Origin of the sequence: Pseudomonas sp. 10S5, from assembly GCF_035019745.1 — a bacterium.
Classification (GTDB): Bacteria; Pseudomonadota; Gammaproteobacteria; order Pseudomonadales; family Pseudomonadaceae; genus Aquipseudomonas.
Genome location: NZ_JASJVL010000017.1, coordinates 65,337 through 87,280, shown reverse-complemented (window position 1 = coordinate 87,280; position 21,944 = coordinate 65,337). Strand labels below are relative to the sequence as shown.

Annotated in this window: 18 protein-coding genes and 1 pseudogene; 7 read left to right on the top strand and 12 right to left on the bottom strand. The window is 55.8% G+C overall.

Going from position 1 to position 21,944, the window contains the following annotated elements; all coding sequences use genetic code 11:
- Positions 1-43: 43 nt before the first annotated feature.
- On the bottom strand, positions 44-1,183 hold the full coding sequence (locus QN378_RS18240; RefSeq protein ID WP_322204775.1) for a TDT family transporter: 1,140 nt from the start codon (positions 1,181-1,183) through the stop codon (positions 44-46).
- Positions 1,184-1,406: 223 nt separating this feature from the next.
- Between QN378_RS18240 and QN378_RS18235 the strand changes: the two genes are divergently transcribed.
- The gene (locus tag QN378_RS18235; protein ID WP_323547286.1) at positions 1,407-4,880 is read left to right on the top strand and encodes a PAS domain-containing hybrid sensor histidine kinase/response regulator; all 3,474 of its coding nucleotides are present in this window, start codon (positions 1,407-1,409) and stop codon (positions 4,878-4,880) included.
- Positions 4,881-4,963: 83 nt separating this feature from the next.
- Here the strand turns inward: QN378_RS18235 and aceK are convergent, their stop codons facing one another.
- From aceK to cysK, 3 genes are all read right to left on the bottom strand, one after another.
- On the bottom strand, positions 4,964-6,688 hold the full coding sequence (gene aceK / locus QN378_RS18230) for a bifunctional isocitrate dehydrogenase kinase/phosphatase (protein ID WP_323547288.1): 1,725 nt from the start codon (positions 6,686-6,688) through the stop codon (positions 4,964-4,966).
- Positions 6,689-7,013: 325 nt separating this feature from the next.
- On the bottom strand, positions 7,014-7,952 hold the full coding sequence (locus QN378_RS18225) for an aspartyl/asparaginyl beta-hydroxylase domain-containing protein (RefSeq protein ID WP_322204778.1): 939 nt from the start codon (positions 7,950-7,952) through the stop codon (positions 7,014-7,016).
- Positions 7,953-8,142: 190 nt separating this feature from the next.
- Positions 8,143-9,117: a cysteine synthase A gene (gene cysK, locus QN378_RS18220; protein WP_322204779.1), complete on the bottom strand. Its 975-nt coding sequence runs from the start codon at positions 9,115-9,117 to the stop codon at positions 8,143-8,145.
- Between the two features lie 124 nt (positions 9,118-9,241).
- Between cysK and QN378_RS18215 the strand changes: the two genes are divergently transcribed.
- The 3 genes from QN378_RS18215 (at position 9,242) to QN378_RS18205 (ending at position 12,541) form a co-directional block, all read left to right on the top strand.
- Complete coding sequence (locus QN378_RS18215) at positions 9,242-10,312, top strand: DUF748 domain-containing protein (protein ID WP_322204780.1); 1,071 nt, start codon at positions 9,242-9,244, stop codon at positions 10,310-10,312.
- A gap of 144 nt (positions 10,313-10,456) precedes the next feature.
- Positions 10,457-11,302, top strand: coding sequence for an AAA family ATPase (locus QN378_RS18210; RefSeq protein ID WP_299831843.1), 846 nt, complete (start codon positions 10,457-10,459; stop codon positions 11,300-11,302).
- Between the two features lie 60 nt (positions 11,303-11,362).
- On the top strand, positions 11,363-12,541 hold the full coding sequence (locus QN378_RS18205; RefSeq protein ID WP_322204781.1) for a VWA domain-containing protein: 1,179 nt from the start codon (positions 11,363-11,365) through the stop codon (positions 12,539-12,541).
- A 205-nt stretch (positions 12,542-12,746) separates the two neighbouring features.
- Here the strand turns inward: QN378_RS18205 and QN378_RS18200 are convergent, their stop codons facing one another.
- From QN378_RS18200 to QN378_RS18175, 6 genes are all read right to left on the bottom strand, one after another.
- Entirely contained in the window at positions 12,747-13,673 is a 927-nt protein-coding gene (locus QN378_RS18200) for a biotin-dependent carboxyltransferase family protein (RefSeq protein ID WP_323547291.1), read from the bottom strand.
- Positions 13,670-14,374, bottom strand: a complete 705-nt coding sequence (locus QN378_RS18195) for an allophanate hydrolase subunit 1 (RefSeq protein WP_323547293.1) — start codon at positions 14,372-14,374, stop codon at positions 13,670-13,672. Before QN378_RS18195 ends, QN378_RS18200 begins: the two co-directional genes overlap by 4 nt.
- On the bottom strand, positions 14,371-15,123 hold the full coding sequence (locus QN378_RS18190) for a 5-oxoprolinase subunit PxpA (RefSeq protein WP_322204784.1): 753 nt from the start codon (positions 15,121-15,123) through the stop codon (positions 14,371-14,373). Before QN378_RS18190 ends, QN378_RS18195 begins: the two co-directional genes overlap by 4 nt.
- 155 nt (positions 15,124-15,278) lie before the next feature.
- A complete protein-coding gene (locus tag QN378_RS18185) occupies positions 15,279-15,803 on the bottom strand; it encodes a DUF2937 family protein (RefSeq protein ID WP_322204785.1) in 525 nt (174 codons plus the stop codon).
- A gap of 13 nt (positions 15,804-15,816) precedes the next feature.
- Positions 15,817-16,590: a class II glutamine amidotransferase gene (locus tag QN378_RS18180; RefSeq protein ID WP_322204786.1), complete on the bottom strand. Its 774-nt coding sequence runs from the start codon at positions 16,588-16,590 to the stop codon at positions 15,817-15,819.
- Positions 16,591-16,667: 77 nt separating this feature from the next.
- Positions 16,668-17,162, bottom strand: a complete 495-nt coding sequence (locus tag QN378_RS18175) for an MFS transporter (protein ID WP_322204787.1) — start codon at positions 17,160-17,162, stop codon at positions 16,668-16,670.
- A 150-nt stretch (positions 17,163-17,312) separates the two neighbouring features.
- Here QN378_RS18175 and QN378_RS18170 point away from each other — a divergent pair, with 150 nt between their 5' ends.
- Positions 17,313-19,373: a S9 family peptidase gene (locus QN378_RS18170; protein ID WP_323547295.1), complete on the top strand. Its 2,061-nt coding sequence runs from the start codon at positions 17,313-17,315 to the stop codon at positions 19,371-19,373.
- Positions 19,374-19,439: 66 nt separating this feature from the next.
- A pseudogene (locus tag QN378_RS18165) lies at positions 19,440-19,580 on the top strand (cyclic nucleotide-binding domain-containing protein); the annotation flags it as partial.
- Between the two features lie 3 nt (positions 19,581-19,583).
- On the opposite strand, the gene QN378_RS18160 reads toward QN378_RS18165, so the two are convergent.
- On the bottom strand, positions 19,584-19,883 hold the full coding sequence (locus QN378_RS18160; protein WP_322204789.1) for a hypothetical protein: 300 nt from the start codon (positions 19,881-19,883) through the stop codon (positions 19,584-19,586).
- Between the two features lie 98 nt (positions 19,884-19,981).
- Between QN378_RS18160 and QN378_RS18155 the strand changes: the two genes are divergently transcribed.
- Complete coding sequence (locus QN378_RS18155) at positions 19,982-20,668, top strand: MnmC family methyltransferase (RefSeq protein ID WP_322204790.1); 687 nt, start codon at positions 19,982-19,984, stop codon at positions 20,666-20,668.
- A 49-nt stretch (positions 20,669-20,717) separates the two neighbouring features.
- On the opposite strand, the gene QN378_RS18150 is transcribed toward QN378_RS18155, so the two are convergent.
- On the bottom strand, positions 20,718-21,941 hold the full coding sequence (locus QN378_RS18150; RefSeq protein WP_322204791.1) for a cytochrome c: 1,224 nt from the start codon (positions 21,939-21,941) through the stop codon (positions 20,718-20,720).
- Positions 21,942-21,944 lie beyond the last annotated feature (3 nt).

Here is a 21,944-nt window from a genome sequence, read left to right as displayed (position 1 = left end):
TCTGATTCTGTTGCCGTCTATTTCCTGTAACCGTATACCACTGTTATTTACTCAACCCAGCAATGCACGGCGAAACGAATAACTCGCCCCGATAAGCGCCGCGAACGGTGCGGGTCATGACGATCAACCACAACACTGCCAGGCACAACACTAGCAACGTACCCACCACGGAAAAGAACGCAAGATCAAGCCGCGCTGCCAACTTCAACGTGGCCAAGGCATAGACCCCAAGTGGAAAAGTAAAGCCCCACCAGCCCAAGTTAAATGGAATGCCGGTGCGCAGGTAGCGACCAGTGATCAGTACAGCAATCAGCATCCACCACAGACCGAAACCCCACAGCGCAATGCCAGCCACCAGACCAATGCCGTCGGCTATTTCACCGAGGCCTGGCAAACCGTTGGCCGCGAATATCGCCGGAGCGTCGGCGCCCATCACCAGCATGCCCAACGCGCCAGTCCCAATCGGACCCAACGCCAGCCAGCTCGACGCGGCCATACTTTCGTGGGGCAATTTATGCAGCGCCATGCGCAACAGCAAAATGGTCAAAATACTAAACGCCACCGGCACCGAGAACGCCCACAGCACGTAGCTGGTGATCAACATGCTGAACTGCGACGATGCATCCGCCAGATGCGGTGCCAGCAATCCCCCGCTGGCCGCAGCCACTTCGGCAGCCACCACTGGCAGCAGCCACACGGCGGTCATCTGGTCGATGCTGTGTTCCTGCCGGGTGAACATCATGAACGGGATCAGTACGCCACACGCCACGGCCATTGTGACATCCAGCCACCACAGCACGTCGGCGACCGAGATCACCGCATTGCCCCAACGCGGTAGGCCGAACAACAGAAAGCCATTGATGATAGTTGCCAGCCCCATGGGAATGGTGCCGAAAAACATAGAGACGGTTGAATGACCAAATACCCGCCGTGCTTCATCAAAGAACAGCCCCCAGCGCATTGCATACAACACGCCGAACAACAAGAACAGACCCATATTGAATAGCCACAATGCTTCGGCAATCAGGCGCACGCCTGGGATCTGTACGGGCAGCTGAGCCAAAGTCAGGGCGAGAACACCGGTACCCATGGTCGCGCCAAACCAGTTAGGGGTGAACTGGCGAATGACATCACGTGGGTGGTTCAATCGGCTGAGTGGACGAACGGGGTAAAGGGTTGTCATGGTGAGCTCCTGTCCTCTGATGCGGTAACGAAAGCTTATAACGCAACGATCTATCTATATAACGGGTAATTTAGCTATAGGTGATCTGTTTTACCTATATGCACATCTACACGCGTGGCACCAAACCCTGCCGCACCCTTAGTAGTCACTGACGAAGCCCCGGCATCATGCGAGACTACCCCGCCAGGGCTGTTCGAAGTGCTGGCGTTATTTGGAGCTCTACATGTCGTTGTCCAGCGGACTTATCGCTGCGGTCGCTGTTGCTTACATGGCCATTATGTTCGCCATCGCCTTCTATGGGGATCGGCGTAGCAAGCCGTTGTCGCCTAGGCTGCGGGCGTGGGTATACAGCTTGTCACTGGCGGTGTATTGCACCAGCTGGACGTTTTTCGGCGCCGTGGGCCAGGCAGCGGAACAACTCTGGTCATTTCTGCCCATTTATCTCGGACCGATATTGCTACTGATGCTAGCGCCTTGGGTGCTGCAAAAGATGGTGATGATCAGCAAGCAGGAGAACATTACCTCCATCGCTGACTTTATCGCCGCCCGCTACGGTAAATCGCAATCGCTCGCGGTGGTAGTTGCACTGATCTGCATGGTGGGAGTGCTGCCCTACATCGCGTTGCAGCTCAAAGGCATTGTGCTGGGCGTGAACCTGCTCACCGGCGCGGTTGCTGAATCCACTGGCGTCCGCGCTCAAGATACTGCGCTGATCGTTTCGCTGGTCCTCGCCTTATTTACCATTTTGTTCGGTACGCGCAGCCTGGACGTCACCGAACACCACCGCGGCATGGTGCTGGCCATTGCCTTTGAAGCACTGGTCAAGCTGTTTGCATTTCTTGCCGTGGGGGCCTTTGTCACGTTCGGCCTGTATGACGGGTTTGATGACCTATTCAATCAGGCGATGCTCGCACCGCGTCTGGAAGAATACTGGAAAGAAACCGTCAATTGGCCATCTATGGTGGTCCAGACTGGCGTGGCGATGATGGCAATGATCTGCCTGCCCCGGCAGTTTCACGTCATTGTGGTGGAGAATACCGAGCCCCAAGATCTACGCGTGGCCAAATGGGTGTTCCCGGCCTACCTTGCCTTAGCGGCGTTGTTCGTGGTGCCCATCGCCTTGGCCGGGCAAATGCTGTTGCCTAGCTCGGTATTGCCTGACTCTTTCGTGATCAGTTTGCCGCTGGCCCAAGCCCATCCAGCGCTGGCGCTGTTGGCGTTCATCGGCGGCGCGTCAGCGGCCACCGGCATGGTCATTGTCGCCAGTGTCTCCCTGTCGACCATGGTCTCCAACGACATGCTGCTGCCCTGGCTGCTGCGCCGACAAACCGCCGAACGCCCATTCGAGGTGTTTCGCCAGTGGATGCTGTCAGTGCGCCGCGTGAGTATCGTGGTCATTCTGCTACTGGCGTATGTCTGCTACCGACTGCTCGGCTCGACGGCAAGTCTGGCCACCATTGGCCAGGTCGCTTTCGCTGCGATTACCCAGTTGGCGCCCGCCATGCTCGGCGCGTTGTACTGGAAGCAGGCAAATCGCCGGGGGGTATTCGCCGGACTGGCGGCCGGGACGTTCCTCTGGTTCTACACCTTAGTGTTACCCATTGCGGCCAACAGTCTAGGCTGGTCGCTGAGCACTTTTCCGGGGTTGGAGTGGCTGCACGGCAACCCGTTCAATTTACCCATTACTCCGCTGACGCAAGCCGTGGTGCTGTCGCTGGCGGGCAACTTCACGTTGTTTGCCTGGGTCTCGGTGTTATCTCGCACTCGGGTTTCCGAACACTGGCAAGCCGGGCGATTTATCGGTCAAGAAATCAGCGCACGTCCGCGCAGCCGTTCATTGCTGGCGGTGCAGATCGAAGACTTGCTGACACTGTCGGCGCGCTTCGTCGGTGAAGAACGCGCCCGGCAAAGTTTTATCCGTTTCGCTTACCGTCAGGGCAAAGGCTTCAACCCCAATCAAAACGCCGACGGAGAATGGATCGCCCATACCGAACGGCTACTGGCGGGCGTGCTCGGCGCTTCGTCGACCCGAGCTGTGGTTAAAGCCGCCATCGAAGGCCGCGACATGCAGCTTGAAGACGTGGTGCGTATCGCTGACGAAGCGTCGGAAGTGCTGCAATTCAACCGAGCGCTATTGCAGGGCGCGATTGAAAACATCACCCAAGGCATCAGCGTGGTCGATCAATCATTGAAACTGGTGGCCTGGAATCACCGCTATCTGGAAGTGTTCAATTACCCGGAAGGGCTGATCAGTGTGGGTCGACCGATTGCCGACATCATTCGTCATAACGCCGAACGTGGCCTGTGTGGTCCGGGTGAGGCGGAAGTGCACGTGGCGCGTCGCCTACACTGGATGCGTCAAGGCCGGGCACATACCTCTGAACGATTATTCCCCAGCGGACGAGTGATTGAGCTGATTGGTAACCCGATGCCGGGCGGCGGCTTCGTCATGAGCTTCACCGACATTACGGCGTTTCGCGACGCCGAGCACGCGCTCAAGGCCGCCAACGAAAGCCTGGAACAGCGCGTCGCCGAACGTACCCATGAGCTGTCGCAATTGAACGTCGCGCTCACCGAAGCCAAGGGCACCGCAGAGACCGCCAACCAATCAAAAACCCGCTTTCTTGCTGCGGTTAGCCATGACTTGATGCAGCCGCTGAACGCCGCACGGCTTTTTTCTGCTGCGCTGTCTCATCAGGACGAAGGGATTTCCGAAGACGCTCAGCAGTTGATACAGCATATGGACACCTCGCTGCGTTCGGCGGAAGACCTGATCAGTGATCTGCTAGACATGTCCCGCCTGGAAAACGGCAAAATCACTCCCATGCTTCAGCCATTCCCACTCAATGCGCTGTTTGACACCTTGGGCGCCGAATTTAAGGCCTTGGCTAAAGAGCAAGGCGTGAAATTCCGTTTACGCGGCACCCAGTTGCGGATCGACAGCGACATGAAGTTATTACGGCGGATTCTCCAGAACTTCCTGACCAACGCCTTCCGCTATGCGCAAGGGCCGATATTGCTCGGCGTGCGTCGCAAAAAAGGACAACTGTGTCTCGAGGTGTGGGATCGGGGGCCGGGTATTCCCGAGGAGAAACGCCAAGTCATTTTCGAAGAATTCAAGCGCCTGGACAGCCACCAGACCCGCGCTGAAAAAGGCCTCGGCCTTGGCTTGGCAATTGCTGACGGTTTGTGCCGAGTATTGGGGCATGACTTGCAAGTCCGTTCATGGCCAGGCAAAGGCAGCGTGTTTAGCGTAACGGTGCCGCTTGCCAGTAATCAATCGGCAGCGATCGTGATGCCTGCCACACCGAAAGGCGAGCCGCTGAGCGGTACCCACATACTGTGCGTCGATAATGAAGACAGCATTTTGATCGGCATGAACAGCCTGCTGACACGTTGGGGTTGTCAGGTGCGCACAGCCCGAAACCGCAGCGAGTGTGAAAAGATCTTGAGCGAGGGCCTACGCCCACAGTGGGTGTTGGTTGATTACCACCTGGACGAAGGCGAAACCGGCACCGCTCTGATGGCCTGGTTGCGTACCCGCTTGGGTGAACCCGTGCCAGGGGTCGTTATCAGCGCCGACGGCCGCCCTGAACTGGTGGCGCAAATTCATGCAGCTGGCCTTGATTACCTGTCCAAACCGGTCAAGCCGGCGGCGTTGCGGGCGCTGCTGAGTCGACCGGCGAGTTTGAGTTGATGCAGGAAGGAGACGCAGCGTTAGCAAACGCCGTCGCGACTCCGGCAGCCACAGAACAGTAGGAACATTTATCGCCGCCTCGGCTAAAGACTCGCCCGTCCTTTGCGTCGATACGGAAACACGTCAATGACCTTCCCATCTCTAATCGCTTGCTGGAGGCTTTTCCAGTAGTCAGCGTCGTACAGTTCGCCATGCAATTTGGCGAACAGCCGACGCTGGCCCATGTCGGCGAACAGAAATGGCGGAAACTCTTCCGGGAATACGTCCAGCGGGCCAATGGAGTACCAAGGCTCTGACGACATTTCGTCCTCGGGGGTACGAGGCTCCGGTATTCGGCGGAAGTTGGCTTCGGTCAAAAAGCAGATTTCGTCGTAGTCATAAAACACCACGCGTCCATGGCGGGTGACCCCGAAGTTTTTCAACAGCATGTCGCCGGGAAAAATGTTCGCCGCCGCCAGTTGTTTGATCGCCAGCCCATAATCCTCTAGTGCCTCCTGCACCTGAGCGTCGTTGGCATTTTCCAAATACAGGTTTAGCGGGATCATCCGCCGTTCGGTCCAGCAGTGGCGGATCAACACGCTATCGCCGTCCACCTCGACCGTCCCGGCCGCGACGTCCAAAAGTTCAGCAAGACATTCCGGGGCAAACTTACTCAGCGGGAAACGGAAATCGGCGAACTCTTGGGTATCGGCCATGCGCCCTACGCGATCAACCGTTTTGACCAGCCGATACTTTTCGATCACAGTCGCCCGATCTACGTTTTTCGAAGGTGAGAAACGGTCTTTGATGATCTTGAATACGGTGTTAAATCCCGGCAGCGTAAACACACTCATGACCATACCGCGCACGCCGGGCGCGATGGTGAAGCGGTCGTCGGTGCTGGCCAAGTGATTGATCAAGGCCCGGTAAAACTCGGATTTACCGTGTTTATAGAAGCCGATTGAGGTGTACAGCTCAGCGATGTGCTTGCCGGGCAAAATACGTTTGAGAAAGCCGACGAATTCGGCTGGAACCGGCACATCGACCATGAAATACGAACGCGTGAACGAGAAGATGATCGACACATCCGCTTCGTCAGTAATCAGCGCATCAATCTGAATACCTTGGCCTTCAGGGTGCAACAACGGAATCACCAGCGGCCATTGCTCGTCGAGGGTGAAAATTCGGCCAACCAGGTACGCACCTTTGTTGCGGTACAGAATCGAAGAAAATAACTCAACACTGAGCCTCGGGTCTTTGCATACCCAATCGGGTAAATTCTCACGCAATTGGCGTTCCAGGCGCTGCAAGTCCCCCGGCAAATCAGCAAACGGAACATCAAACCTGTACTCGGCAAAAACCGCCGAGAGCATCTTCAACAAATCGCCTTCGGGTCTGTAGGTGCGGGTTTGCGCGGCTTTGCCCTGATGATGCAGTGACGGACGCGTGGTGTGGATGAACATGCAGCCGTCGCTGATCAGGTCATGGCTGAACAGGCCGCAAAATATCGAATTGAACCAGGTTTCGGCCAACTCGTCGTCGAACCGCAGATCAATCAGGTCGATATAAGCGCTTTTGACCAGCGGCCAGCACGCCACGTCCAATAGGTGCTCGGCGTCAAATTGAGCGCTTAGGCGCTTACCGGTCTCGCTGACCTTCTCTTCGTACAGGCTGATCCGCGCTGCCGAGGCGTGCTGGGCTTCCTGCCACTGCGCTTGCTCGAAACGCACCCGAGCACCGTCGGCGATTTGCCGGAAATGATCCCGATAATCATCGAAGCCATCGAGAATCTTCTGCGCGATATCAGCGGCTGGCCATTTTGGGGGCATAAAAGACCTCGGCAAACATCCAAAAAGTTGAGCTTAGTCAGCGGATTGGAAAGCGGGAGACTGCCCCGCCTTCTTAGGGAATAAATTCGCTCCCACGAGATTTTATTTGCTGATCTGAACCCCGGCAGCGAAATCAGAACGGCCATACCAGCGCCAAAGAGAAACGTACCAGCAGAAAGGCAACGGCGGGGCTGGGGCACGACAAACAGGGTGATCGTGGCCAGTGAGGCCAAAGCGTCGTGTGAAAAAAATATGGGGTAGGTGGTGACTGATGAGCACCGCCGCCGACCATTGCCAGCGTTCGGTGCGTTGTGTAATCAGCTATTTAGCCAAACAGCCAGTAACCCAGCAAGGTGAACACAACAATCGCCAGCACAGGGCGCATAAGGCGGTAGCCCTTAGGGTAACGGCGTTTTAGCTTTTTCACGCCACCGCTGAAGCTGGTGCTGAACCGCTTGCTGTAGGCATAAGCCTGATTGATCCCACCTACCCGTTCATCGTCCAGATTCTGTGGCGCGGTGGCACGGCCCAAAAACGCGCTTATCGAACGATTAATGCGGGTCATGAACTTCGATTTTAAGGGCCGCTCAACGTCACAGAACAAAATTACCCGGGTCTGCGCTGTCTGGTTCTTGACCCAATGTACGTAGGTCTCGTCGAACATCACGTCTTGACCATCGCGCCATGCGTAGATTTGACCGTCCACATAGATGCGGCAGTCATCGGAGTTCGGGGTTGAAAGACCCAAGTGATAACGCAGCGAACCGGCGAACGGGTCGCGGTGCGGGTTGAGGTGACTGTCACCCGGCAACAGGGCAAACATCGCCCCCTTGACGTTGGGTATCCGGTTAACCAACTCCACCGTCTTCGGGCACAGCAACTCGGCAGACGGCAGGGCTTTGTCGTACCACTTGAGGTAAAAACGCTTCCAGCCTTTCTTGAAGAACGAACCGAAGCCAGCGTCGTTGTCCTTGGCGGCAGCGCGTATATAGCCTTCGTCGAACAAATGCATGGCTTCGTCGCGGATGATTTCCCAGTTGTCCTTGAGCAGATCCATTTCAGGAAACTGGCTGCGATCCAGATAGGGCTTGGAGGCCACGCCGGAGAACAGATACATCAAGGCGTTGTAGGGAGCGAACAGCGCAGAATGGTTGACGAACTGACGCAGCAACGGCAACCGGGCCTTACCGCGCAGGTGTACGTACAGTGTGCTCCCCAGGAAGAGCATCAAAATCGATGCCTTGGCAGCAAAAGAAAAGGTCATGAAACACTCCTGAAAAATAGGCAAATAACTGCACTACGCGGCACTGTTCTGATTAGTGATCCCGAGGGCGCTGCCATGGCAGTCGCCTTCCACATTCCGTCTTCGCGAAATGCGCACTGAAGAGGATTCGAAGCCCGCCATGATATGCCTTCAGGAGCCAGGTAAAAAGCGGCCTGTAAGCAACGAACCGTTATTGCTGGTTTTCTTGATCGGTGAACAGGTCGCTGAACAGCATGCTCGAAAGATATCGTTCACCCGAGTCCGGCAAAATCACTACGATGGTTTTGCCCTGCATTTCTGGAGTTTCGGCCATCCGCACCGCCGCGGCCATGGCAGCGCCGCATGAAATACCGCACAAAATCCCTTCTTCTCGCATCAAACGTAAAGCCATGGCCTTGGATTCGTCGTCCGTGACAAGTTCGACCCTATCAACAATGGAAAGATCAAGATTGCCAGGTATAAAACCAGCGCCAATGCCCTGGATCTTGTGAGGGCTTGGGGTGATAACCTCCCCGGCCATCGCCTGGGTAATGATCGGCGATACGCGGGGTTCCACTGCCACCGACAAAATCGGCTTGCCCGCAGTGTGCTTGATGTAGCGCGAGATACCGGTAATCGTGCCACCCGTGCCGACGCCTGCGACCAGTACATCAATGGCACCATCGGTATCGTTCCAGATTTCCGGCCCGGTGGTTTTTTCGTGAATATCAGGATTGGCCGCATTATCGAACTGCCCCGGCATGAAGTATTTGGACGGATCGCTGGCAAGTAATTCTTCGGCTTTCGCAATGGCCCCCTTCATCCCTTTGGCGGCTTCAGTCAGAACCAACTCTGCGCCTAGCGCCTTGAGCACCTTGCGGCGCTCGATACTCATTGACGCGGGCATCGTTAGCACCAACTTATAACCCCGTGCGGCGGCGACGAATGCCAGGCCGATGCCAGTATTACCTGACGTCGGCTCAACGATGGTCATGCCTGGCTTGAGTTTGCCACTGCTTTCAGCGGCCCAAATCATGCTGGCGCCAATGCGACACTTCACCGAATAGCCGGGGTTTCTTCCTTCGATCTTAGCCAGGATTGTGACCCCGCGTGGTGCAATGCGGTTGATCTGCACCAGCGGCGTGTTACCTATGGAATGGGCGTTGTCAGCGTAGATGCGGCTCATGGCAGTGTCCTTATGCGCGATATCGAATGGGCAAAGCCTATGCTGCGAACTTGTGTGCGTCCAGTGCAGCGAACGGATGCGAAACCGGGCAGTCAACAGTTTTAAGGAAACGGAGGCTTTCATCATGAAACGTCGATATAGCGTCGCGCTGTGGACTGTTGTTGGCATCGTCGTCTTGCTAGTTGCGGTGCAAATCGCCTTGCCTTATGTGGTGCGCAACTACCTGAACGAAAAACTCGCCGACATGGGCGATTACCGGGGCCAGGTTACCGACGTCGATCTGGCATTGTGGCGCGGCGCTTATAAAATCAACGGGCTCGACATCGTTAAAGTCTCAGGCAAGGTTCCTGTTCCGTTCGTAAAAATTCCGATCATTGATCTGGCTGTGAGCTGGCATTCGTTGTGGTACGACCATGCTGTGGTTGCCCGCGTGCGCTTTGTCAATCCCGAGCTTAACTTCGTTGACGGCGGCGACAACAAGGAAGCGTCCCAAACCGGTCAAGGTACTGACTGGCGCGCCCAGTTGAATAAGCTATTGCCAATCACCCTCAACGAAGTTCGCATCAGTGACGGTAAAATCACTTTCAACAATTTCACCTCAACCCCGAAAGTCAAAATCGAAGCCGATAAAGTCAATGCAAGTTTTTACAACTTGACCAACGTGGCGGACGCCAAAGGCCAGCGAGAGGCTCGGTTTTCAGGAAAAGCGTTGTTGATGGGCAAGGCGCCGTTGGACACTGCAGCAACGTTTGATCCGTTCAGTAATTTCGAAGACTTCGATTTCCGCCTACGCGCTACTGGAATCGAATTGAAAAGCCTTAACGATTTTGCGTCTGCCTATGGAAAATTCGATTTCAACGCGGGCAACGGCGACCTTGTGATCCAGGCAAAGGCAGTCAAAGGGCAACTCAGCGGCTATATCAAACCGTTGCTGCGCAATGTTGAGGTGTTCAACTGGCAGCAGGATGTAGCGAACCAAAACAAGGGTTTTTTCCGCTCCGTTTGGGAAGCCGTGGTGGGCGCCAGCCAAGCAGTGCTGAAAAACCAGAAAAAAAATCAGTTTGCAACACGCGTTGACCTCAGTGGCAGTGTGCATAACCAGAACATCAGCGCATTTCAGGCGTTTTTGCAGATCCTGCACAATGGCTTTATCCAGGCATTCAATACCCATTACGACAACGGTAAAAACCCTTGATAGCGCTGAGTCAAAATGTGACGCGGCATTCAGAGACTGAATGCCGCGTCTGCGTTCACAGTCGCCCGAACTGCGCGTTATAGTCCCCACATTGAGCTGCCCCTATTTACGCCCTTCGCGGCGACTCCGTTTGAGGATTCCAAGATGAAGTTTGAAGGCACCAGCGCCTACGTCGCCACTGACGACCTGAAGCTTGCGGTCAACGCAGCCATCACTCTGGAACGCCCCCTGCTGGTCAAAGGCGAACCTGGCACCGGCAAAACCATGTTGGCCGAGCAACTGGCCGAATCGTTTGGTGCCCGGCTAATTACTTGGCACATCAAGTCCACCACCAAAGCCCATCAAGGCCTCTACGAGTACGACGCGGTGAGCCGACTGCGCGATTCGCAGTTGGGTGTGGATAAAGTCCACGACGTGCGCAATTACTTGAAGAAAGGCAAATTGTGGGAAGCCTTTGAGGCAGAAGAACGGGTCATTTTGCTGATTGATGAAATCGACAAGGCCGATATCGAATTCCCTAACGACCTGCTGCAAGAACTCGACAAGATGGAGTTCTATGTTTATGAGATCGACGAGACGATCAAAGCGAAAATCCGTCCGATCATCATCATTACCTCCAACAATGAAAAGGAACTGCCAGACGCGTTCTTGCGCCGCTGCTTCTTTCATTACATTGCCTTCCCGGATCGCGTCACGTTGCAAAAAATCGTCGACGTGCATTATCCGAATATCAAAAAAGAGTTAGTTAGCGAAGCCTTGGACGTGTTCTTCGACGTGCGCAAAGTTCCTGGTTTGAAGAAAAAGCCGTCAACCTCGGAACTGGTCGATTGGCTGAAGTTGTTGATGGCCGACAACATTGGCGAAGCGGTATTGCGTGAGCGTGATCCCACCAAAGCGATTCCGCCGCTGGCGGGTGCGCTGGTCAAGAACGAGCAAGACGTGCAATTGCTCGAACGCTTGGCTTTCATGAGCCGTCGCGGCAACCGCTGAATTGAACCACGCTGCCCAAACCGCTCAGCGTTCAGACACACGACATCAAGGGCGACAGTCATGCTGCTCAACCTGTTTAATGAAATGCGTGCAGCCAAAGTGCCGGTCTCGGTCCGTGAGCTGCTCGACCTGATTAACGCCCTTAAACAGCGGGTCACCTTCGCTGACATGGACGAGTTCTACTTTCTCGCCCGCACGATTCTGGTCAAGGATGAACGTCACTTCGACAAGTTCGACCGTGCGTTCGGCGCCTATTTCAACGGCCTGGAAAAACTCGACGATCATCTAAAAGCGTTGATTCCGGAAGATTGGCTGCGCAAGGAGTTCGAGCGTTCGCTGAGTGAAGAAGAACGGGCACAGATCCAGACCTTGGGCGGCCTGGACAAGCTGATCGAGGAGTTTAAGAAACGCCTGGAAGAGCAAAAAGAACGTCACGCCGGTGGCAATAAATGGATCGGCACAGGCGGCACTAGCCCTTTCGGTTCAGGCGGGTATAACCCGGAAGGCATCCGGGTCGGCAACGCGGGCGCACGCCAAGGCAAAGCGGTGAAAGTCTGGGAGCAACGCGAATATAAAAACCTCGACGATTCGGTTGAGCTGGGTACTCGAAACATCAAGATCGCCCTGCGCCGCCTGCGCAAATTTGCCCGCCAGGGTGCCGCTGAAGAGCTGGATATTGACGGCACCATCGATCACACCGCCCGCGACGCCGGTTTGTTAAACATACAAATGCGCCCGGAACGCCGTAACACTATCAAGTTGCTATTGTTGTTCGACATCGGCGGCTCAATGGACGCTCACGTCAAAACCTGTGAAGAACTGTTTTCCGCGTGCAAGACCGAGTTCAAACACTTGGAGTACTTTTATTTTCACAACTTCATTTATGAATCAGTGTGGAAGAACAACTTGCGCCGCAGCTCTGAATCCACTGCCACCCAGGATCTGCTGAACAAATACGGCGCCGATTACAAGGTAATCTTCATCGGCGACGCCGCCATGGCACCCTACGAAATCACTCAGGCTGGCGGCAGCGTCGAACACTGGAATGAAGAGCCCGGCTACGCTTGGATGCAACGCTTCAAAGAGAAATACAAAAAGCTCATCTGGATCAATCCGTACCCGAAAGACACTTGGGCCTACAGCACATCGACCAACATCGTCCGAGACTTGATCGACGATCAGATGTATCCACTGACGTTACGCGGGCTGGAAGAAGGGATGCGGTTTTTGGCAAAGTGAAATGAAAACCCCTTGCAGGAGTGAACTTGTTCGCGAGGCGGTGTCCCTTATCTAAGAAACTATAAGGTCTCGGGGGACGCCGACCGCTACGCCCTTCGTTTCTCCACCCCGGCCATTGGTTTATGTACTCTCAGGGTAATGAGGACCGCGGTATCGGCGGCCTTAAAGGAAATAAAGTCCGCCTCGTACAAACAGTCGAGGAAGATTAATGTGGCCCGCTAAACACCTGCAAATAGCGCACATGTTGCTTATGCGCGGTGTTTTGCACTATTGGCTTTAATCGGATAACGCTGCCCGGCAGGCATTGCGCCAATCTCGCCAACGACAACGGTGTCAACGCGCCCAGTCGGGGATATCCGCCGATGGTTTGTCGGTCGTTGAGCAGGACGATGGGTTGGCCGTCCGGGGGGATTTGTAGGGCGCCCAGCGGAATGCCTTCGGAAATCATCGGCGCACCCAGATAGGTCAACTCCGGCCCGAGTAAGCGAATGCCCATGCGGTCGGCGCGGGTGTCGAGGGTCCAGTCGCTGTTGAAGGCGTCGAACAGGCTTAATCCGCTGAATTGACCAATTTGAGCGCCCAGTACGACGTCTAACAAGGTGTTCACACCAAAATCTGGAATCTGTTGGCTGGGTAACACTCGCAGCACGAAAGCGGCGCCGGAGTAGCTTAGCCGGTCACCTTTGCCCAGCGGCTTACCCAAGCCGTCAAGGCCGCCAAGTTCTTCGCGTACCACGGTCGAGCAACTGCCCAACACCGCTGGCGCCGTGAAACCACCCGGTGCCGCCAAATAGGCACGGGCACCGACGATGGGCCGGTTAAAGCGTAATCGCTGGCCTTTGCCCATAAAAAAACTGCGCCATGGCTTAAGTGGCCGGTTGTCGAGCATGGCGTCGAGATCGGCGCCCGCCAACGCCAGGCAGCAATCCTCCTCGGCGAGCAAGGACAAACCACCCAGGGTCACTTCGATCACGGCGGCGTCCAGCGGGTTGCCCAGCAGCTTATTGGCCCATGACATCGAAACCCAATCCGCCGCCCCGCCCTGGGTTACGCCCAAATGCCGCACGCCGAAACGACCGGCGTCTTGCAGCAGGCACAGCGGCGTACTGGTTTCGATCAACAACGCGCTCATGCCTGGCCCGTCAATGGCGTGTCGTCGCCACCCAAGCGAATAAACTCAGCGTGGTCGATAGACGAGAAGCTCACCCTATCCCCAGGCCGCATCAGGCTATATCCCTCGCGCTGCCGATCAAACAGCAGGCTAGGCGTGCGGCCAATCAAGTTCCAGCCACCGGGCGACACCACTGGGTAAGCAGCCGTCTGACGTTCAGCGATCCCAACGCTGCCCGCTGCGACGCGTTTGCGCGGGGTGTTTAAACGCGGTGCGGCAATGATTTCCTCGACCAACCCCATGAAGGCGAAGCCCGGGGCGAAGCCTAAGGCAAACACTTGATACTCGCGATGACTGTGACAGGCGATGACATCACGAATGTTCAACCCGCTGCGTTTTGCAAGCAGACCCAGTTCCGGCCCGACGCTCAGGTCGTACCAGACGGGCAACACATGGTGCGTGCCAGTGGCGTGAGGGTCTGGCGCCAAGTGAGCCAGCGCGCCGTGTATCAACTCGCTGGCTTGATTCGGGTTCAGTTGGGTCAGGTCGTAATGGATCATCAGCGTGGTGTAAGACGGCACCAGATCGATCAAATCGCTCGCAAAATGCTCGCGCAAACGTGCCGCAGCAGCGAGCATCCACGGCATGTTAGCTTCGTCGATGACATCGAACAGCCTCACCATGAGGCAGTCGATAGCCGCCACTTCGATCCGCACTTTCATGACAACAGGTGCTCACCCAACGCCTGTCGAATACGTTTCACCGCAGCCACCGAGCTGGCGTTGTCGCCATGCACACACAAGGTGTCGGAGGTCAGTAGCAGGTCGCTGCCATCTGAGGCACGCAGAGGCTGGCCGTGCGCCAGAGTAAGTGCCTGGGCAATTATCGTTTCAGGGTCGTGATGAACGGCGCCCGGCAGTTGCCGTGATACCAAATGGCCCGAGCTGTCGTAGGCCCGGTCAGCAAAGGTTTCGAACCACAACGTCACACCGAACTCATCGCCCACCGCTTGCGCGGTACTGTTGTCGCGAGTGGACAGGAGCATTAGCGGCAATTGGACGTCGTAGCGCGCGATGGCTTGGATGACGGTACGCAACTGCTCGGGTTTGGCCATCATGTCGTTGTACATCGCCCCATGCGGTTTGACGTACTGCACACGACTGCCCTGCGCCCGGCAAATGCCGTCCAACGCGCCGATCTGATAATGCAGGAGATCCTCGAGCTCAGCTGCGCTGCAGGCCATCGACCGCCGGCCAAAACCTACCAAATCGGGATAAGCCGGGTGCGCGCCAATAGTCACGTTATGAGACAACGCCAGGCTAACGGTTTTTCGCATGACACTCGGATCACCGGCGTGGAAGCCGCAAGCGATATTGGCACAGTCGATGAACGGCATAACCTCAGCGTCCAGACCCATAGTCCAGGCGCCGTAGCTTTCACCGATGTCACAATTCAATAACAGGCGACCCAAAGGAAATCTCCAGTGTGCGGTGAACGTTTCAGGTGGCTACCAAGATCACTTCAGGAGCCAATTTGCGGGCGATAAAGGCAGCGCTGCAGCTATTTGGATATACCGCGTTGCCTGCCTCGCCAACAGTTGACGCCTACAGCGGGTTAGATTGCACTCTACCTATCCCGCTCCAGCACCGGCGTTTTGCGCCGTCCGCCGAAGATCACCCAGCCGATCAGCAAGAAGAAGCTTTCTACGACCAGAGCCAGCAGTAAAGCGCAAACGATACCCCAGGCAATCACTTCCGGGACCAATAGCACCTGGTAGGTATAAGCTTTAAACGTTTCCCGACGAATGTCCGGGTTGGCAGATGTCGCCACATGCCACGCACGGGCGTACCACGGGGCTTGCATCGCCTGCCACTCTTGATCTAGTGCCTGATTGCGCATTAACAATTGATTAAGACTGTCGGCATCACTGCGAAAGACCGGGTCATCGCTGGCACGATAGTGCGCAACTAACGCCTGTAGATCACCGTTGAAAAAGTGCTGTGCCGTGTCTGTGTAACCCTTGAGGCCTTGTTGCGCCTCGATCAGGTGCGCTTCGACACGCTTGGTATAGTCGCTGATAAAACCCGGGATTTGCACCCCCATCAACAAGCCCGCAGTGAACAGCACTAATCGCAGATAGCTTCGCAGCATAGGTCCTTCTCCTTCAGGCTTTGCCGTGGGCTACGCGTTCACCGCGACGCCATAAATTCCACTCTCCCGGCTCATACCGCGTCCAGGTTTCATTCTCGGTCAGCGGTTCAGTCGCCATAACTGTGACAACGTCGTTGGCGGTAGTTTCAGCCTGGAAATCGACGATCACATCGACGTCTTTCAATCGCGCCGGACCGAAGGGTGCCCGGCGGGTAATATGAGCCAGTTTGGTGGAGCAGAAACAGAATAACCAATCACCGTCGCTGAGCAGGCAATTGAATACGCCTTTGTTGCGGTAGTCAGCACAAGCGTCGACCAGCGAGGGAAGCAACTGTTCGATCTCGACCGGTTCCGGGAACGCCTCACGCACCCGATTGAGCAGGTCGCAGAACGCCGCTTCGCTGTCGGTATCGCCCACCGGTCGATAGAAAGTAGCGCGAGGTTTGAAGTCCGCCAACTGACCGTTGTGCGCGAAGCACCAATTGCGGCCCCACAACTCACGGGCAAACGGATGGGTATTGGCCAAGCAGACCTTGCCGACATTGGCCTGGCGAATATGGCCAATCACGACTTCACTTTTGATCGGATAACGCTGCACCAGTTGCGCAACTTGCGATTCGCTGCTGGCGGCTGGGTCTTGAAACAGACGCAAACCACGGCCTTCGTAAAAGGCGATGCCCCAACCGTCTCGATGCGGACCGGTTCGGCCGCCGCGCTGCATCAGCCCGGTGAAGCTGAACACGATATCGGTTGGGACGTTGGCGCTCATGCCTAATAGTTCACACATGCTCACTCTCGCTTCAATACGTTTAGCACTGCGGGGTGCGCCTGAGGCGGTCAGGCGCGGTGCCAACGAAGCGATATCTACAGGCGCGGCTCAACCCGTACACGGCTGCTTGCGCTGGGAGGTGCTGCGGGTTTGCGAGCGAATCGGTCATCGTCGACAGCAGCAAAAGGTTCGTCATCGGTCGGCAAAGAAGCTGCGTTTGCGGTGGGAGCCTTAGGCTGGCTGGCCCGGCGGCGCCTTTCTATGGGCCAGCGAATCAGTATGTAAATGATATAAAGACCTGCGGCGATGATGGCGTACATGGCCAAATCCGAGACAGCGCGCCAAATATTTGTGCCAACCTTGAACGCTAGGTCCAACGCCGTGATTGCAACGGCAGGCGCAAACTGTTCTTTCACCGGATCAACGATGGTGGGGCTGAACAACAGCACCGCAACCAGTACGCGCAGAGGTTCGCGTAAAAAGCGCCACATCCAACCGGTCATCTTGAACACTACCAAAAGGCAGCCAACTGCAGCGAAAGCGTAAAAGCCCCAGGCGATCAGGTAGTCGTTCTCGTTCATGACGTTCATGGTAAGCCAGGCAAAGAGGCGCTTATGATAACGGCTTTTCGTTATCCCGGCTTCCCTGACGTCAGTAATCGCTGTCGTCAAGGTAAGAACCGGCCAAGCCTTGGCCTTCCCGCGTTTTCCGGGGCCGATTGTCCTTATAGAGAGCTCAGCATGTCTTCATCCATTAATCGCTCCAACTCACCGATTGCTCGCAAGGACCAGGGCGACGATCCCTATGCTTGGCTGCAAAATCGCGACACCGAAGAGGTACTCGATTACCTCAAGGCGGAAAACGATTACCAACAGGCCGAACTTGCTGACCAGGAAGCCTTGCGCGAATCGCTGTTCCAGGAAATCAAGGCGCGCATTCTTGAAACCGATCTGTCGCTGCCCTCGCCCTGGGGGCCCTTCCTTTATTACACCCGCACCGTCCAAGGTGATGAATACGCACGCCATTACCGATGCCCACGCCCTGCCGACGATTCACTGAACATCGATGAGGGCCAGCAAGCTTTGCTGCTGGACCCTAATGTGTTGGCCGCCGGTGGCTTTTTTTCGTTGGGCACGTTCAGCATCAGCCCCGATCATCAACGGTTGGCCTACAGCCTCGATACCAGCGGCGAAGAGGTGTATCAGCTGTTTGTTAAAGAGTTGAGCACTGGTCAGGTGACAAGCCTGCCCTTCGAAGATTGCGATGGCAGCATGACGTGGGCCAACGACAGCCAGACGCTGTTCTTCGGCGAACTGGACGAAACTCATCGTCCACACAAGCTATATCGTCATCGCTTGGGCAGCAATTCGGCCGATTTAGTCTTCAACGAGCCAGACGGTCGCTTTTTTCTGCACTGTTACCGCAGCAGTTCGCAACGGCAATTGGTGCTTTCGCTTAACAGCAAAACCACGAGCGAGGCCTGGGTGCTGGACGCGGAAAAACCGGATCATGCATTTGTGTGCCTCGCACCCCGCGTCGAGGGGCACGATTATTCTCCGGACCATGGACAAATTGATGGTGTTTGGGTGTGGCTGATTCGTAGCAATCAGGACGGTATCAACTTCGCCTTATATCAAGCCGCAGAGCAAATCAGCGGCGTGCCGTCCCGCGACCAGTGGAAAACCGTTGTGGCTCACAGCAACACGGTGATGCTTGAGGGCGTTAGCTTGAACGCTCAAGGCGTGACCTTGAGCCTGCGCGAAGGCGGGTTACCGATTATCGAAGTACACCCACAAAATCAGCCTGCTTATCGCGTGCAATTGCCCGACGCGGCCTACAGTTTGCACGTGCAGGACACGCTGGAGTTCACCAGCGGCAAGATTCGCCTGCGCTACCAATCGCTCAACCGTCCGTCGCAGGTCCGTCAGTTGACCCTGGCCAGCGGCGAGCAATTGGTGCTCAAAGAAACCCCGGTGCTCGGTCCGTTCGACCCCGAGGCCTACGTCAGCAAACGTTTATGGGCGACGGCAGACGATGGTACGCAAGTGCCGATCAGCCTGGTTGTCAAACGCGAATTACTCGATCAGGCGACGCCGCTGTACCTTTACGGGTATGGCGCATACGGCGAAAGCCTTGATCCGTGGTTTTCTCATTCACGCTTGAGCCTGCTGGATCGTGGCATCGCGTTTGCCATCGCGCATGTGCGTGGCGGTGGCGAGTTAGGCGAAGCGTGGTACCGCGGCGGCAAGCAGGAACACAAACAAAACACCTTCGGCGACTTCATTGCCTGTGCTGAACACCTGATCGACAACGGCCTTACAAGTGCTGAACAATTGATGATTAGCGGTGGCAGCGCCGGCGGGTTGTTGATCGGGGCCGTCCTCAACCAACGCCCTGAATTATTTAAAGCGGCCATCGCGGAAGTACCATTTGTCGATGTGCTCAACACCATGCTGGATCCCGATCTGCCGCTGACCGTTACTGAGTACGACGAATGGGGTAATCCTCAAGATGCAGACGTGTACGCACGCATCAAGGGCTACGCACCGTATGAAAATATCCGCGCTCAATGTTATCCAGCAACCCTAGTGATTGCCGGCTATAACGATAGCCGTGTGCAGTATTGGGAAGCGGCCAAGTGGGTAGCTAAACTGCGTGCAACAAAGACGGATGACAACCTGCTGCTGTTGAAAACGGAGCTGGACGCCGGGCATGGCGGTATGAGCGGGCGCTATCAAGGCCTGCGCGATGTGGCGCTGGAATATGCCTTTTTGTTCAAGGTATTAGGCCGTTTAGAATAGTATTTAAATTCCTGTAAGCGCCTACTCGTTCGCCGCGCGCCAGCGCAGTTTGTCCTTTTCTTCAAAATAAATCTGGGCAAAGACTCGCTGGACAAGATGTTAAATGAAGCTCCGAAGACCGCCGCAAAAATAATCCGTTCGATCGCCGTCGCACTGTCCCGGCGGCTGCGCGTGGCGGACGGGCAATTGGTTTCGCATCAGGAGTGATCGTTAAGGGCTCTTGGGCGGGCCAACTTTTTCCGAGTTGCTGGATACGTCGTCTTGTAGCCCCGGCAAAGGTTGGTCTCTGGGTGGCCCCGGAATATCTATTTTCGGCAACAGCGGTGGATTACCCTCATTACTGCCGGTGCGGGGAACGCTCGGCGGCGCGACTTGCGGATAGGGTGTCGGTGTAGCGGTGCCAGGCGAGCCAAGCTCAGGTACACCAGGGGCTGTTTGCAGATTATCTGCACCAATAGCAGTTACCGAGAGCGTCATCAGGACAATCGCCGTTAGAATAGAACCCTTCATGTATGGCCTCCGATGTCTGCCTTATTTTAGTCCGGCTCAGGCTACTCCTTGCGCGACAAAGTTGCCCTCTGAAATATCACCCTTTCGATGAGTTCTCCATGAAACGTTTCGTTCTACTCGACACCACTCCGATTCCCGATAACGGCGGTGCCTTATGCCTGTTTGAGTACGGCGAGGATTTTGTTATCAAGATTCAGGGCGGCGATGGTGGCCAGTTGATGAACACCCGCATGCACGGCTCTGAGGACGCCCTGGCAGAAATTCCCTGCAAAAAAGTCACGCACCGCGTACTCCCTCGCGTGCTGATCGGCGGCCTAGGCATGGGTTTTACCTTGGCATCCGCGCTTAAGCATTTAGGCAAAAACTCGGAAGTGGTAGTGGCAGAATTGGTTCCGGGCGTGGTCGAGTGGAATCGCGGAGCGCTGGGTGAAAAAGCCGGAAACCCCCTCCTCGACCCTCGGGCAAAAATCGTCATTGAGGATGTTGCACAGGTACTGAAGCGCGAACCCAACGGCTTCGACGCCATCATGCTTGACGTCGATAACGGCCCGGAAGGCCTGACGCAAAAAGCCAACAGCTGGCTGTATTCGTCCGGGGGTCTAAGTGCGTGCGCCCACGCGTTACGTCCCAAAGGGATACTCGCCGTTTGGTCGGCCAGTGCTGATGCGAAGTTTTCCGACAAGCTACGCAAAGCCGGTTTCAAAGCCGAAGAAGTGCAAGTTTTTGCCCATGGGAACAAAGGCACGCGGCACACCATTTGGATTGCGGAAAAACTCAAAGGTTAAACCGCTTGCCTGGTCTACCGGAAAACCGGTATCCCAGGCGTTTAAGCCATCAGTGCAAGGCGCTTTCCCTGCTTTTTGCTACATCCGCCGGCTTGATCTGCGCATCGTTTTGCCCGAAACGGCGCAATACATAAGTGCTGACTGCCGCCAGCTCGACGTCGCTGTAGGCCCGTGCAAAATCCGGCATTTTTTGATCGACAGACGATTTAGTAGGGTTATGCCCGCTTAACAATGTCGCGACCAAGTTAGTGCCAGCAGGGTCATTGACTGTTTTGAGTCCTGACAGGGTTGCGACAGGGGTCTGATTTCCAGTTCCGTCTAAACGGTGGCAAGCCGAGCACGCGTCACTGAAAATCTTCTGGCCCAGACCGTGACTGCTGTCCATCGACGCCGCCTTGATCGCAATCGCTGGACGCGCCACGCCTTCCGCTCTGGCCGTTGTAGATTTGAGGTAAACCGCTATCGCTTTCAAATCCGCTGGGCTCAGGTACTGCAAGCTGTGCTCGACCACATCCGCCATCGGACCGCCTGCACCGCCATAACCAGGTGCATAACCTTGCGCCATGTAGCTGATTAGCGCTTCATTGGGCCAGGCGCCAATACCTCTTTTTACGTCCGAACTGATGTTGTAAGCCTGCCAATTGCCCAGTAGATTGCCGGCCAGCGAGTGGCTGGAACTTACGGCCTGGAACAGATTGCGGGGCGAGTGGCATTCACCGCAGTGTCCCGGTCCTTGGACCAAATAAGCACCGCGATTCCACTCTGCCGATTGTTTGGCATCGGGCGTGAAGCGCTCATTGGCGTTAAACACCATGTTCCAGAAGAACATGCCCCAACGCTGATTGAACGGAAACGACAGGTCGTTTTCCTGAGTCGGTTGATGGACGGGGGCCAAGCTGAACAAGTACGCCTTGATGGCCAAGATATCTTCACGAGGCATCAACGTGTAGGACGTGTATGGGAAAGCCGGATAGTAGTGCTCCCCATCCTTGCCAACGCCCTGCTGTAACGCACTGACGAACTCGTCGTCTGTCCAATTACCAATCCCGGTTTCCTTGTCGGGTGTGATATTGGGTGAGTACAACGTTCCGAAGGGCAATTTAAAACCAAGGCCGCCTGCGAAGGGTTTACCGCCTGGCACCACGTGGCACGCCACACAATCGGCGGCGCGAGTAAGGTATTCGCCTTTGCTGATCAATGCAGAATCGGCAGCGTTGGCAGAAAACGCCAACCCGGCTGCCACGAAAGCAAACGCATAATTAACAACGTTCATGGC

Coding starts and splice junctions, on each gene's coding strand:
- QN378_RS18155 (WP_322204790.1), top strand. CDS start 19,982: ATGAAACGTTTCGTTCTACTCGACACCACTCCGATTCCCGATAACGGC.
- QN378_RS18210 (WP_299831843.1), top strand. CDS start 10,457: ATGAAGTTTGAAGGCACCAGCGCCTACGTCGCCACTGACGACCTGAAG.
- cysK (WP_322204779.1), bottom strand. CDS start 9,117: ATGAGCCGCATCTACGCTGACAACGCCCATTCCATAGGTAACACGCCG.
- QN378_RS18195 (WP_323547293.1), bottom strand. CDS start 14,374: ATGAAAGTGCGGATCGAAGTGGCGGCTATCGACTGCCTCATGGTGAGG.
- QN378_RS18175 (WP_322204787.1), bottom strand. CDS start 17,162: ATGAACGTCATGAACGAGAACGACTACCTGATCGCCTGGGGCTTTTAC.
- QN378_RS18215 (WP_322204780.1), top strand. CDS start 9,242: ATGAAACGTCGATATAGCGTCGCGCTGTGGACTGTTGTTGGCATCGTC.
- QN378_RS18180 (WP_322204786.1), bottom strand. CDS start 16,590: ATGTGTGAACTATTAGGCATGAGCGCCAACGTCCCAACCGATATCGTG.
- QN378_RS18205 (WP_322204781.1), top strand. CDS start 11,363: ATGCTGCTCAACCTGTTTAATGAAATGCGTGCAGCCAAAGTGCCGGTC.
- QN378_RS18235 (WP_323547286.1), top strand. CDS start 1,407: ATGTCGTTGTCCAGCGGACTTATCGCTGCGGTCGCTGTTGCTTACATG.
- QN378_RS18225 (WP_322204778.1), bottom strand. CDS start 7,952: ATGACCTTTTCTTTTGCTGCCAAGGCATCGATTTTGATGCTCTTCCTG.
- QN378_RS18160 (WP_322204789.1), bottom strand. CDS start 19,883: ATGAAGGGTTCTATTCTAACGGCGATTGTCCTGATGACGCTCTCGGTA.
- QN378_RS18170 (WP_323547295.1), top strand. CDS start 17,313: ATGTCTTCATCCATTAATCGCTCCAACTCACCGATTGCTCGCAAGGAC.
- QN378_RS18240 (WP_322204775.1), bottom strand. CDS start 1,183: ATGACAACCCTTTACCCCGTTCGTCCACTCAGCCGATTGAACCACCCA.
- QN378_RS18200 (WP_323547291.1), bottom strand. CDS start 13,673: ATGAGCGCGTTGTTGATCGAAACCAGTACGCCGCTGTGCCTGCTGCAA.
- QN378_RS18185 (WP_322204785.1), bottom strand. CDS start 15,803: ATGCTGCGAAGCTATCTGCGATTAGTGCTGTTCACTGCGGGCTTGTTG.
- aceK (WP_323547288.1), bottom strand. CDS start 6,688: ATGCCCCCAAAATGGCCAGCCGCTGATATCGCGCAGAAGATTCTCGAT.
- QN378_RS18150 (WP_322204791.1), bottom strand. CDS start 21,941: ATGAACGTTGTTAATTATGCGTTTGCTTTCGTGGCAGCCGGGTTGGCG.